The following is a 12,224-nucleotide window of genomic DNA, read 5'->3' as shown; positions in this document are numbered from 1 at the left end:
AGCCGAACCGGTGAACGCGGCGCCCAAGACACTCGATGCCGAGGTGAGACGCGTGACCGCCGCCAAAAAGCACCGCAAGCACCCATCCCCCGACGCCCGACCTGCCGCAGAGGGGCAGTACGTCGGCACGCTGCCCGAGGAGCACCCCCGTCAGGACCAGCGCACGGTCACCATCACGCTGCCGTCGCTCGGCCGCGTGGCAGGCGGAGCGAAGGACGCCGCCCTGCTGCCCCTGGCCGTCGCACGTCAGGTCCTGCCCGCGAAGAAGGGTCTGCCTCTCTACCTGGGGCTGGGCGTGCTGGGAGCCGCAGACGTCATCGAATGGCCCGTGGCCATCGGTATCGGGGTCGGCTACGCCGTCCTGCGCCGCGACGGTCGCGTTCTGGACAGGCCACCGCGTCCATCGGGGCCCGCGTCCGCGTGAGGAGATAAGGAGGTACGGAGGAGGCGCTGGGAAAGGACGGCCGGTCCGCTGGGGCCCGGTCCTTGATCACGAGTTCTTCGATGCTGGACGCGCCCGTCCGGGACGTCTCCAGCATCCGGGCCCCCTCGGGTCGCTACCGGTGGGAGCGAGGCAGCCGGACGACGGCAATTCCTCCCGCGAGGTCGACCGTTGTTCTGTTCGGCGGCGCTCCGTCGTCCTCGTTGTCCGGCAGGACCAGTGCCGACTGCCGTTCCTTCAGCTCATGCTGCTTGCCCGGCGAAAGGCTCGCGTGCAGCTGCTCGAACCCGGTCGCCGATATCTGGCCCTTACGTGCGGAGTTCCGCCACGGCAGCCCTCCCGCCCGTCCCATGCGCATCAGCAGTTGGTCGACGAAGGCGAGCAGGGTCAGCACGATGGCCAGTCCCGGCAAGGTCATGAAGAGGATGAACTGCATGTCCTCAGTATGCGAGGCGCAGCCTGTCGGCAGCCAGCCCTCGACGGCATGCGCTCGACGTCGGCCTGGATACCGAAGGTGTACGACCGCGGCGTCCCCGCGGCGCCCCTAGGGGCTCAGCGTCGGCGGCCGCCGCCTGACGCGCCTCCCGTGGTGAGGGCCACGCCGAATCCGCAAGCTGTCGCCAGGCTGTGACACAGTGTTCGCCGGGCATGTGGCGGCTGAGGCAGCGGCTCTCGGGGGCTCAGCCGACGGCGGCGTCCTCTCCCGACCAGCCGGTGCAGGGCACAGGAGACCCGAAGCTGTCATGACGGGTCCTGCTTCGCTCGGCTTCGCCTGGACGTCACTGCCGACGTGCTCCGCTCGGGTGCGCGGTCAGTCGGGCGGCGGGTGAGACGTACCAGGCAGGAAGGGCGCCAGAGCCAGCCGCAGATCTGCCGGAAGGCCGGCGACATCCGCCGGGGTGGCGAAGCGGTGATCGGCGAAGTCGAAACCGGGCGTGACGACCTCCGCCACCAGGGCCTGGGCAGCGTCACCGACGAGGTGGGACGCCTTCCAGACACCTCCCGGGACCATCAGGAAGTGCCTGGTGCCTGACTGGAGCGTCACCCGTTCGACGGCGTGGTCCGGGGTGAGCATGACGTATTCGACAGGACCGCCGTCGATGAGAAAGTGCAGGATGTCGCTGCGGTTGCGGTGCAGGTGGCCACGGGGGGCATCCCGGGTGAGGAGGTAGTGGATCGAGGTCGCCGTCGGGCGCGTACCCGCCGGTGTGGGCACGGTGTGGGGGCTGGTGTAGATCCGCTGGAAATACCCGCCTTCAGGGTGGGCCTCCAGTCCGAGCTGCCGCTGCCAGTCACGCACGCCGTCTCGCTCCCGTGGCTCTCATGGGTCTCGTGGCCCTCATGGATTTCGTGGTTCGCATGGATTTGGTGTTCGCATGGATTTCGTGGCTCTCACGGGTTTCGCGTCTTCGATCGCCGCCGTCAACGCGACCGCCAGCCTAGGCGTTCGCGTTCGCGGCCCGGCGGTGCGGCGGCACGTCGGCGTGGGACTCAGGCGACGATGAGGATCTCCTTCCGGCAACGTACGCCGAGGACAGCCGCCCGCGCCGCACATCGCGGGCTCGGCACACTTGGCGGCCGGGGTTCAGGAGAGGCCCCGGTCGGCCCGCGCGCTACGCCCGAGTGGCGCCCGTCGTCGGACAGCGACTTCACACGCCGGGCCCGGCGTCTACCCGAGGCCCGATCCGGTCATGACGTGTGGTGCGATCTGCGTCGGTTCGGGGGTGCGTGAACACGGCGCGACGCGCGCCGCCCCGTATCGCGGGGCTGCCGCGGCGGCCAGTGCGCGCGACCGTGGAGAGGCGCCCGTGCGGCGCGGCAGAGGAGCCGGATCGGTCAGGAATCGAGAAGCGCGGGTCACGGGGCCGCACCTAGCCTGATCTCCATGGACATCACCATTCACACGACCTTCCTCCCGCATGACGACCCGGACGCGTCCCTGGCCTTCTACCGCGACGTCCTCGGCTTCGAGGTCCGCAGCGACGTCGGGCAGGGCAAGATGCGCTGGATCACGGTCGGCCCCGTGGGCCAGCCCGGTACGTCCATCCTCCTGGCGCCGCCGGCCACCGACCCTGGGATCACCGAGGACGAGCGCCGCACCATCGCCGAGATGATGGCCAAGGGCACCTACGGCTGGATCCTGCTGGCCACCCCCGACCTCGACGGCACCTTCGAGAAGGTGCAGGCCCGCAACGCCGAGGTCGTCCAGGAGCCGACCGAGCAGCCGTACGGCATCCGCGACTGCGCCTTCCGTGATCCCGCCGGCAACCTGGTCCGCGTCCAGGAGCTTCGCTGAGCCGTCCGGTCACCGATTCGGCCATGGCGGTCGGCGTCACGACCATCTGCGACGAGTACGGCGGCCGGGCGCTTCCAGGCCGCCGTCCTCGGCCGTCCCCCTCGGCGGTAGCACCGTCGGGCAGACGCGGCCGCGCCGCGGCGGGATGGAGGCCGGTGGTCGGCCCGGCGAGGATGCGTCATCCCCGCCTTCTCGGCGGCCGAGGCCTGCTCTCGGGGGCGGGCGGGCGCTTCTCTTTCGCTGCCCGCCGGCTCGGCCGGCTTGTCGCCCTCCGGCGGGCCTGCTGGTGAACCGGTCATCACCGTCGCGCACCTCACCGCCCGTCTCAGCAGGCCCCCCCCCCGGGACCTCCGGAACCACGGATATCGATGAAGAGGAGTCCTCTCATGTGTCACCCCTCGTGGGGACGCGCACGTGCCGCGGCGCAGCGCCTGAACGACCTCGCGCGACTCCGCCGCGTCCGCGACCGGATCGACCGCGAGTACGCGCAGCCGCTGAACGTCGAGGCCCTCGCGCGTGGCGTGAGCATGTCCGCCGGGCACCTCAGCCGCCGGTTCCGGCTGGCTTACGGCGAGTCTCCGTACTCGTACCTGATGACGCGTCGCATCGAGCGCGCGACGGCACTGCTGCGTCGTGGTGACGTCAGCGTCACCGAGGTCTGCTTCGCCGTCGGCTGCTCATCGCTGGGCACCTTCAGCACCCGGTTCACCGAGCTGGTCGGGATGCCGCCCAGTGTCTACCGGCGCCGTGCAGCGGATGCTGCGGCGGGAATGCCGCCGTGTGTGGCGAAACAGGTGACCAGACCGGTCAGGAAGCGCGAAACTCCGGTCGCCGAGCCGCAAGCAGCGTGACGGCTATGGCATCTATCGAATCCGTGGCCCTCGGAGTGGCCGACCCCACGCCCGTCGACCGCTTCTACACCGGCCGCCTTCGGTCTTTGACACGCGGATACGCCTGCGGGCGTCGGAGGCACCCGCAACCGGCTTCCGCGGCTTCACGCTGGGGCGCCCCCGAAGCCTGCCGTGGCGAAGAGTCTCGCCGCACGGACGTGGCGCCGACCGCCGGTCAGGAGGCTGCCGCCGGGCCCGGGGCGGAGTCGTGGACCAGTTCAGCAAGCTGCATGAGAAAGCCGTACGTCGCAAGACGCCCATGGAGGCGAACGTAGTACGACTGGTTGGAGCACTTGAAAATCTGCCGGCGGCGCACCTTCCGGAGTCTGTGCTCGAATGCGTTCACCGCCTGTAGGAGAGCCGCCTCCGCGTCCTCCGTGCTGCCTTCGAGTTCCGCAACGGTGCGCGCCTCCCGGTCTATCTCGGCGACACCGTCGACGGGTACGGCCAGCACTATCCATCGGGGCATCCCGCGATTCCCTCCCCCTGGCCTCGCCTATCGCGATGCACATGGGGTCAGTGTGGCAGACGACCAGCGTGATGCTGGATCGTCTCCCCCGTAGATGGCCGGGCGTCATGTCTGCCATGCGAGGCGGTGTTGGGTGATTGGAGGATCAGCCGGCCGACTTCTTCGTGTCATCCGCCAGTACGGCTGTCCGACGGGGCGGAGGGAGACTTCTGCCACGACCGCGGCCGGCGAGCCTCCGCAGCCGGAGGGCCGACGCGGCCACGTACAGGACGAAGCACAGGAGGGGGCGTCACATGGGCGTGCAGCAGTATGACGAGATCGGCGAGGCCTTCGAAGGGTTCAAGTCCCTGCCGCTGATGCGTTATGGAGAGGTGCCGAGCTTCCTCGGCCTGGTCGGGGACGTGCGCGGCAAATCGGTTCTCGACCTGGCGTGCGGCACGGGTTTCTACAGTAGGGAGTTCAAGCGACGCGGCGCCACGGATGTCTTCGGGGTCGACATCTCCGTTGAGATGATCGCCGCCGCCCGGGACTTCGAACAGCGCGACCCGCTCGGTGTGCGGTACGAGGTCGGTGACGTGGCCGAGCTGCGGCCTCTCGACCGGCGCTTCGACATCGCGGTGGGAGTGCAGTGCCTCAACTACGCCGAGGACCTCGCGGCGATGCGGCGGATGTGCCGCAACATCCACCGGAGCCTGGTGCCGGGGGGAGAGTTCTTCGTGCTCTGCCAGAAGCCCGACTACCGGTTCGACTGTCCGTCCCTGGACAAGTACGGGTTCCGCTGCGAGCCGACCGGCGAGGAGACGGAGACCGGCCCGCGTGCTCGGGTCACGGCCCTCCTCCAACCGCAGCCGATCAGCATCGTCGCCGCGGTGCCGCGCCGCGAGGTCTACGAGGAGTGTCTGCGGACGAGCGGGTTCAGCGAGGTGGAGTGGGTTCCGCTGCAGGTGTCCGAAGCCGGCATCCGCGAGTTCGGCGAGGACTTCTGGGCGGACCTCCGCGCGAAGCCGCCGCTGGAGATGCTGCGCTGCCGCGCCTGACCGACATCTCATGCACGGTTCCGCCCTGCGGAGGACCTCGGGACGGCACGAGGACCCCTGAAGCGGGCCGAGTCACCGCGGCGATGCCGTCGACGGTGTCCGGCCGGCGGGTGTCCCGGTAGAGGCGCTGGCCGTTGCGGTCGGCGAGGAGGCCTCCGTTCGTGCGGGGAAGGGCCCACCGAGGGGTCGGCCGACAGCGCCGTCCAGGGTGGCCTTCGGTCCGGCCTTCGGTCCGGCTTTCGCTCCGGACGGCGGTCCGGACGGCGGTCCGCCTTTCGGTCCGCCCTTGGCTTCGGAACGCGGTCCCTACGGCTGTCACGCCTGCGGTCCCGCCTGCGGTTCGGCCTTCGCTCCGGCCTGCGGTCCGGCCTTCGTTCCCGGACGATGGTCCGCGACGATGCCTCGGAGAGACCGCCGGATCGCCCTGACCGGAGGCGATCACATGACGGGTCGTGCCGTGCCGGCGGCCGCGGCCGGGCCGTCGCCGGGCCAGCCTTTGACGACGGGGCATCGGCCGGAGTGTGCGGAGTCGGAGGTTGAGCCCACCTCGGCGGGCGCTGCGGCTCGAGCAGGGTCCGGCGGGGCGGACCACGATGGCCGTGCCGGGCCGGGGGGTGGTGACTCGCCACGTCCGCGTCCAGCCTCCGACGCCTCTCGGTGTCCGGAGGCTGGACACGTCGCTGTACGCCTCGACCGCCGCGACGCGTCGGGGCTTCTCGCGAGGCCTGCCCGGCTCGCATGCGGGGCTCATGGTCGCACCCTTGCGTGGCGCCGCCGCGCACGCCGACCGACCGGGGTTCCGGTCCAAGAGGTGGGAGGGGACCGATCAGCCGCCGATTACGCCGCCTTGAACGAATCGCGCTCATCGGGGAGGTACCGGCCCGACGAGCAGCGCGGTACGGCGAACCACTTCCAGCGGGTAGGGGGTTGCCCGGCTCTCCTGCTGGAATCGGCGAGAGAAATCTCCCATCGCTGCGGCGACCGGCGCGTAACGGAGAAGGACCGCCGCCACCGTCGGTGGAATTTCCGCCGGAGCCATTCCCCCGGCGCAGGCGCGTACAAACGCCTTGCGTTCTTCCGGTCCGTACCCGTACAGAGCGACGGCCAGCCAGTTCACCAGATACGTGAGGGTGTAGGACCGGTCGTAGGTACGGTGCCGGTCGAAGAAGTCGGTCTCGTCTTGGCTGAGTTCGAAGCGGGTGGACGTCGCGAGGCCGTAGTCGGCGAAGTAGAGCCGCCGACCGTCGGTGAGGATGTTCTCGAAGTGGGCGTCGAAGTGCAGCATCCCCCGGGCGTTCATGAACGAGACGCCGGCTTCCAGCTCGCTGTCCACCATGGCGCAGGCCCGATCGGCCACCTCGCCACCGGCCCCGATCTGGACGCCCAGCCAGTCGTGCAGGTTCTGTGGGATGTACTCCAGGAACAGCATGAGGCTCGCCGAGGACTGCTGGAGAGCCTCGATCCGGCGACGCACCCCCGATCCGCCTCCCCAGTAGGCGACAGCGCGTTCCACATCGGCGAGTTCCTCGGGAAGTGGCCGACGAGCTCCTGGTAGCACCCGCCAGTGGTACATCAGGGGAAAACCGTCGTAGTCCCCTGCGGTCACCCATTCCGTTGTCATGGTGTGCACGGCCAGCTCACGCCAGGCTCCGAACCCTGGGCCACCGATACTGCCGATGCCGTACTGGCAGAAGACCGGCAGCTCGAACACGTTCGCCGTGGAATGCACATGCTCCGGCTGTCGCTCAAGGTCGGTCAGGCGTACCTGCTTGACGAAGACCGGGGTTCCGTCGATCTCCAGCAGTACGGTCTTCCCGCCGATGCCGGACCCGATTGGTGTGGCGGCGTCCACGAGCTCGTGCAGACTGCGATCGCTGCATGACGCCAGCGATGTCGAAACAGCGCGGTGGGCGGCCAGACGAGCACCGCGGGACATGTCAGGGCTCTTCACTCAGGCCTCCCTCCGCGCACCCCGTCGCGCGCGGCCACTTCGACGAGCACCAGGGCAGGGACTGTCGTCAGCCTCTCATGCCGAGGGCGATGAACCGCTCCTCGTTCCCGCACCGATGGGTAGACGGATACGCTCACGGCACTCTGGCTGACTGGTTGATCTCGGCCGCCGACCCGTGCAGCAGATCCCTCCGCTTTCCCCAGACGCACGTTTCCCGCGAAACGCGCCCGTGGCTGCGGAGGTGAGAACGAGGTACGAGTATCGGCTAGCGTCGGCAGCAGTTCTGGCGTGACGCGCCTGCGGATGTCGGTCAGGGCCAGAAACGGCCGGGGCTGGGAAATCGATCCGACGCATCCACCTGAGCCTCGCCAGAAGAACACCGGGTATCGCAGTCGCGGCGCTCCGTGTCGACGACCCGCATGCGGCTCACCGTGAACACGACGCACCGGTTGACGTGCAGCGCGTACACCTCGTCTCCGGCGCGGGCGCCCGACCAGGCGGGCAGGGAGGAATGGACGCCACTGAAGGGGTGCGTTCGCCGGCGCGTTCGGCCCGGCGCTCGGCCGCGACCGGGCGGAGAGCAGGTTCTGACCGAGTACGCCGCGAACGGCCCATGCCTTCTCGTGACTGGCGATCGCGTTGGTCCACGGGTCTCCATCCGGCCATCAGCATGACGCTTTTCCCCCGTCGCGTGCCGCTGCGGCGCGGGCGGCGCGGCGAGATCACCGTCTGGCCGTCCCCTTCCGGATCGACGCGGTGGACCGCCCGCCGCCGGGAGGGTCCCGTCGGTTGCGTTCCGGCTCGGGATCGGGCTCGGCGGCGGGCGCAGGTCCATAAATCGGAGAAGGGCGGGACGGCCGTTCCACCGTTGGACGGTCTCCGACGCGAGGACGAACGGGCCCGGGTTCCGCCGATCCCCGCGGGGGCCGGACGAAGGGGAATTCCGGTGGCCAGGCCGCCCTTTTCCGGCCGTTGGGGCACTGCCTGAAATACCACTGGTTTCCGTCGCGGCGCTTACCTAGTTTGAACGCCGCGTGAACGCCGCATCCGTGCCGCGATTCCGCGGCGGCCATGACTCGTTCGTATGGACGAGCAGGAGGATTCCGTGCGCCGAAGAGGCTGGGCCTCGTTATCCGTAGCACTTTCAACAATCGCTCCTTCCTTGTTCTGCCTCCCCTCGGCGGTGCAGGCGGTCTCGGCTCCGCCCACCTTCCGGATCGGGGTACAGCTCTCGACCGCGCCGCGACCGCGCAGTTCGGAGTCGAGCAGTTCACGACGTACGCCAAGTACGGCAACAGCGTGTCGGCGTGGGCCGGAGACTCCAACGGCTACGACCCGGACAAGCACCGGATCTTCCTCGAAACACGCCGCTGGCCCTCCAGCGTGTCCCTGACCGACTTCCGTCTGTCGGTGACAGCGGTGGACCAGGGGGTTCCCGGATCGGCCGCCGTGACCCCGTGGGCCTCCCAGGGCGGCGGCAGGACCACCTGGGCGGTGGACAGCAACAGTCACGACTTCGACGGCATCGTCGTCGGCCTCGAAGTGCAGTAGCCCGCGGCGGACCGCAGACCCGCGTGCGCGGGTGACGGCGCACGGTCCACACCCGTCGGGGATGTGGACCGTGGGCCGTCGCCCATCTCCGGGCGCATCCGTTCCGGCCCGCGAGAACGGCAACCGGGGGCCAGCCGACGCGGCGGGGCCAGCCGACGCAGCCGGGGTCGGCCGGGTCAGCCGTCGACGGGCAGGCCGCGCGGCTCCTTGACGCGTTTCATGATGATCTGGGAGTTGACCTCCGTGACGCCGGCCAGAGCGGTCAGCTTCTCGATCCACAGCCGCTCGTAGGCACGCAGGTCCGCCACCGCGATGCGCAGCAGGCAGCCCGGGCTGCCGAAGAGCCGGTACGCCTCGATGACATCCGGGATGTCCCCCAGCGCCGCCTCGAACGCCTCGATCACGTCGCGGTCGCGCTTCACCTCGATGGACACCAGCACCTCGAAGCCCCGGTTCACCGCTTCGGGGTCGATCACCGCGCGGTAACCCTGGATGACCCCGTCCTCCTCCAGCTGCCGCACGCGCCGCATGCACGGTGAGGGGGTCAGGCCCACGCGCGCCGCCAGCTCCTGGTTGCTGAGTCGGCCATCGTTCTGGAGCTCGCGCAAGATAGCGCGATCGATATCGTCCATGACGCAATTATCCACCACGATATCGCGAACGGTGCGGGAGAAGAGGCGATCCGATTGCGCGCCCACTCTCCTATCATTGCGTTCGAACACTTCGTTCGGTCATCGAGGCCGCGACGAGCAACGTGGTGAGAAGAGGGCAAGGCACTGTGGGACGGATCGTCGTCATCAGCACCGGCGGGACGATAGCCAGCCGCTGGCAGGGTTCGGGCTTCGCCGCCGACGCGCACGGCGAGGAGGTCATGGCGACCGCCGCCGTACCGGCGGGCATCACCGTCGAGGTCGTCGACCTGTTCAGCGTGAACAGCCCGCGCCTCACCCTCGCGCATCAGCTCACCCTGCTGCACACGGTGCACGAGGTGCTCGCCGACCCGGGCGTGGACGGCATCGTCGTCACGCACGGCACGGACACCCTGGAGGAGTCGGCGTTCCTCGTCGACCTGTACCACGACGATCCGCGCCCTGTCGTGTTCACCGGCGCGCAGCTGCCGCTGGACGCCGAGGACGGCGACGGGCCGCGCAACCTCCACGACGCCCTGCTCACCGCCGCCCGCGCCCGCGACCTCGGCGTGCTGGTGGCCTTCGACGGCAAGGTGCACGCCGCGCGCGGCACGGTCAAGACGCGGACCCTCGACGCCGACGCCTTCGCGGACCCGTCCGGCGCGCGCGTCGGCGACATCGGATTCGGCAAGGTCTCGGTGCTGCGCCGCCCGTCGCGGCCGGCCGCGCTGCCCCTGCCCGCCATGCCGGACGCCCTGCCCCGCGTCGACATGGTGATGCACCACGCCGACGGCGACCCGGTCCTGCTGAACGCCGCCGTCGAGGCCGGTGCGCAGGGTGTCGTCCTGGTCGCCACCGGCGCCGGAAACGCCACCCCCGAGATCGTCTCGGCCGTCGCCGACGCCACCGCCCGTGGCGTCCTCGTCGCCCTGACCACCCGCGTTCACTCCGGTCCCGTCTCCCAGATCTACACCCACGGTGGTGCCGTCGACCTCGTCGCCGCGGGCGCCGTGCCCACCGGGACCCTGCGTGCCGGACAGGCCCGCGTCGCCGTCGTGGCCGCCGCGCTCGCGACCACCGACGCCGCCGAGCGGGTACGGATCCTGCGCCACGCCGTGGGCGAGCCCGTCCCCGCCGAACCCGCGCACGTCTGACCCGCCCTGCCCGCCCGTTCCCGGATCCCGCGCGGAAGGCCCCGGCACGACGTCGTCCCCGATCCCGCGCGGATCACCCCGGCACGGCGTCGTCCCGGATCCCGTACGAAGACCCCGGCGCTGCACGGCCGTGGTACCTGCCGGGGCTACCGCCCCCGCCCGTACGCCGTCAGCCCGTACGCCGTATGCCCGTATGCCTGTAAGCCCGTATGCCTGTAAGCCCGCTCCCCCGCGCACCGCGCCCGCCCCGCACACCCCGCCGACAGGAAGCCGTCACCGCCACCATGGCCACCGCCCCCGCCCCCGCCCCCGTCCCCGTCCCCGCGTTCCGGGTCGAGCACGACCTGCTCGGCGACCGTGACGTGCCCGCCGACGCCTACTACGGCGTCCACACCCTGCGCGCCGTCGAGAACTTCCCCATCACCGGCACTCCCATCAGCGCCTACCCCGAGCTCGTCGCCGCCCTCGCCTGCGTCAAGCAGGCCGCCGCCCTCGCCAACCGCGACCTGGGCCTCCTGGAGCCCCGTAAGGCGGACGCGATCATCGCCGCCTGCGAGGAGATCCGCGCGGGGAAGCTGCACGACGCCTTCGTGGTCGACGTCATCCAGGGCGGCGCCGGCACCTCGACCAACATGAACGCCAACGAGGTCGTGGCCAACCGCGCCCTGGAGCTCCTCGGCCACGCCCGGGGCGACTACGGGCGGCTGCACCCGCTGGAGGACGTCAACGCCGGGCAGAGCACGAACGACGTCTACCCGACGGCCGTCAAGATCGCCCTGGACTTCACCGCTCAGCGGCTGCTGGGCGCGATGGAGGTGCTGCGGGCAGCGTTCGCCGCCAAGGCGGAGGAGTTCGCCGACGTACTGAAGATGGGGCGCACCCAGCTCCAGGACGCCGTGCCGATGACGCTCGGCCAGGAGTTCGCCGCGTACGCGATCATGCTGGAGGAGGACCGCAAGCGCCTCGCCGAGGCATGCGCGCTGATCCGCGAGATCAACCTCGGCGGCACCGCCATCGGCACCGGCCTCAACGCCCACCCCGAGTACGCGGCGCTCGCGTCCCGCCACCTCCGGGAGATCACCGGTCTGCCGCTGACCGTGGCCGACGACCTCGTCGAGGCCACCCAGGACGCGGGCGCGTTCGTCCAGCTGTCGGGGGTCCTGAAGCGGATCGCCGTCAAGCTCTCCAAGACCTGCAACGACCTGCGCCTGCTGTCCTGCGGGCCGCGTGCCGGGTTCGGGGAGATCAACCTGCCGCCCGTGCAGGCCGGTTCGAGCATCATGCCCGGCAAGGTCAACCCGGTGGTCCCCGAGGTGGTCAACCAGATCGCGTTCGAGGTCATCGGCAACGACATGGCGGTGACCATGGCGGCCGAGGCGGGCCAGCTGCAGCTCAACGCCTTCGAGCCGCTCATCGCGCACAGCCTGCTGAAGAGCCTCACGCATCTGCGGGCCGGCTGCCTGACGCTCGCCGAGCGCTGCGTCACCGGCATCACCGCCAACCGCGAGCACCTCGCCCACCTCGTCGCCCACTCCATCGGCCTGGTGACCGCCCTCAACCCGCACATCGGCTACGAGCAGGCCACATCCGTCGCCCAGGAGGCACTGAACTCGGGCCGCAGCGTCCAGGAACTCGTTCTGGAGCGCGGCCTGCTGACGGACCATCAGCTCAAGGAGATCCTCCACCCGGACAACATCGCCCGCCCCCACGCCGCCCGCCCCCGAGCCCGCTGACCCGTCACGGCGTCGGTTCCCCCTCGGCCGTGAAGGCGAAGGCTCCGACAGCCCTCCGGCATCGCTCCGGCA

Annotated in this window: 12 protein-coding genes; 7 read left to right on the top strand and 5 right to left on the bottom strand. The window is 70.3% G+C overall.

Translation table 11 applies throughout. The features are described from left to right. Positions 1–52: 52 nt before the first annotated feature. Entirely contained in the window at positions 53–424 is a 372-nt protein-coding gene (locus ACGF5U_RS17725) for a hypothetical protein (RefSeq protein WP_392818750.1), read from the top strand. A 133-nt stretch (positions 425–557) separates the two neighbouring features. On the opposite strand, the gene ACGF5U_RS17720 is transcribed toward ACGF5U_RS17725, so the two are convergent. Both ACGF5U_RS17720 and ACGF5U_RS17715 read right to left on the bottom strand, forming a co-directional pair. Beyond that, positions 558–878, bottom strand: a complete 321-nt coding sequence (locus tag ACGF5U_RS17720; protein ID WP_392818748.1) for a DUF6191 domain-containing protein — start codon at positions 876–878, stop codon at positions 558–560. A 375-nt stretch (positions 879–1,253) separates the two neighbouring features. Then, entirely contained in the window at positions 1,254–1,742 is a 489-nt protein-coding gene (locus ACGF5U_RS17715) for a cupin domain-containing protein (protein WP_392818747.1), read from the bottom strand. A 585-nt stretch (positions 1,743–2,327) separates the two neighbouring features. Here ACGF5U_RS17715 and ACGF5U_RS17710 point away from each other — a divergent pair. Together ACGF5U_RS17710 and ACGF5U_RS17705 are read left to right on the top strand one after the other, a co-directional pair. Further along, a complete protein-coding gene (locus tag ACGF5U_RS17710) occupies positions 2,328–2,738 on the top strand; it encodes a VOC family protein (protein WP_392818745.1) in 411 nt (136 codons plus the stop codon). 386 nt (positions 2,739–3,124) lie between these two features. Beyond that, complete coding sequence (locus ACGF5U_RS17705; protein ID WP_392818743.1) at positions 3,125–3,589, top strand: helix-turn-helix transcriptional regulator; 465 nt, start codon at positions 3,125–3,127, stop codon at positions 3,587–3,589. 214 nt (positions 3,590–3,803) lie between these two features. On the opposite strand, the gene ACGF5U_RS17700 is transcribed toward ACGF5U_RS17705, so the two are convergent. After that, a complete protein-coding gene (locus ACGF5U_RS17700) occupies positions 3,804–4,097 on the bottom strand; it encodes a hypothetical protein (RefSeq protein WP_392818741.1) in 294 nt (97 codons plus the stop codon). A gap of 293 nt (positions 4,098–4,390) precedes the next feature. On the opposite strand from ACGF5U_RS17700, the gene ACGF5U_RS17695 reads away from it, so the two are divergent. Next, positions 4,391–5,134 carry a class I SAM-dependent methyltransferase gene (locus ACGF5U_RS17695; RefSeq protein WP_392818739.1) on the top strand — a complete coding sequence of 248 codons (744 nt, stop codon included), beginning with the start codon at positions 4,391–4,393 and terminating at the stop codon, positions 5,132–5,134. Between the two features lie 862 nt (positions 5,135–5,996). On the opposite strand, the gene ACGF5U_RS17690 is transcribed toward ACGF5U_RS17695, so the two are convergent. Further along, positions 5,997–7,070, bottom strand: a complete 1,074-nt coding sequence (locus ACGF5U_RS17690; protein ID WP_392818828.1) for a protein kinase family protein — start codon at positions 7,068–7,070, stop codon at positions 5,997–5,999. A gap of 1,314 nt (positions 7,071–8,384) precedes the next feature. On the opposite strand from ACGF5U_RS17690, the gene ACGF5U_RS17685 reads away from it, so the two are divergent. Further along, the gene (locus ACGF5U_RS17685) at positions 8,385–8,636 is read left to right on the top strand and encodes a hypothetical protein (protein ID WP_392818737.1); all 252 of its coding nucleotides are present in this window, start codon (positions 8,385–8,387) and stop codon (positions 8,634–8,636) included. A gap of 176 nt (positions 8,637–8,812) precedes the next feature. Here the strand turns inward: ACGF5U_RS17685 and ACGF5U_RS17680 are convergent, their stop codons facing one another. Beyond that, positions 8,813–9,268 (bottom strand): Lrp/AsnC family transcriptional regulator, encoded by a 456-nt coding sequence (locus ACGF5U_RS17680; RefSeq protein ID WP_392818826.1) that lies wholly within the window; start codon positions 9,266–9,268, stop codon positions 8,813–8,815. 146 nt (positions 9,269–9,414) lie between these two features. Between ACGF5U_RS17680 and ACGF5U_RS17675 the strand changes: the two genes are divergently transcribed. Further along, positions 9,415–10,419: an asparaginase gene (locus tag ACGF5U_RS17675; RefSeq protein ID WP_392818735.1), complete on the top strand. Its 1,005-nt coding sequence runs from the start codon at positions 9,415–9,417 to the stop codon at positions 10,417–10,419. Between the two features lie 284 nt (positions 10,420–10,703). Then, positions 10,704–12,152, top strand: a complete 1,449-nt coding sequence (aspA, locus tag ACGF5U_RS17670; protein ID WP_392818733.1) for an aspartate ammonia-lyase — start codon at positions 10,704–10,706, stop codon at positions 12,150–12,152. Positions 12,153–12,224 lie beyond the last annotated feature (72 nt).

This window comes from Streptomyces sp. NPDC047886 (genome assembly GCF_043204435.1).
Taxonomy (GTDB): domain Bacteria; phylum Actinomycetota; class Actinomycetes; order Streptomycetales; family Streptomycetaceae; genus Streptomyces.
Note: the sequence above shows the minus strand (reverse complement) of the source record. Positions and strands in the feature narration are given on the sequence as shown.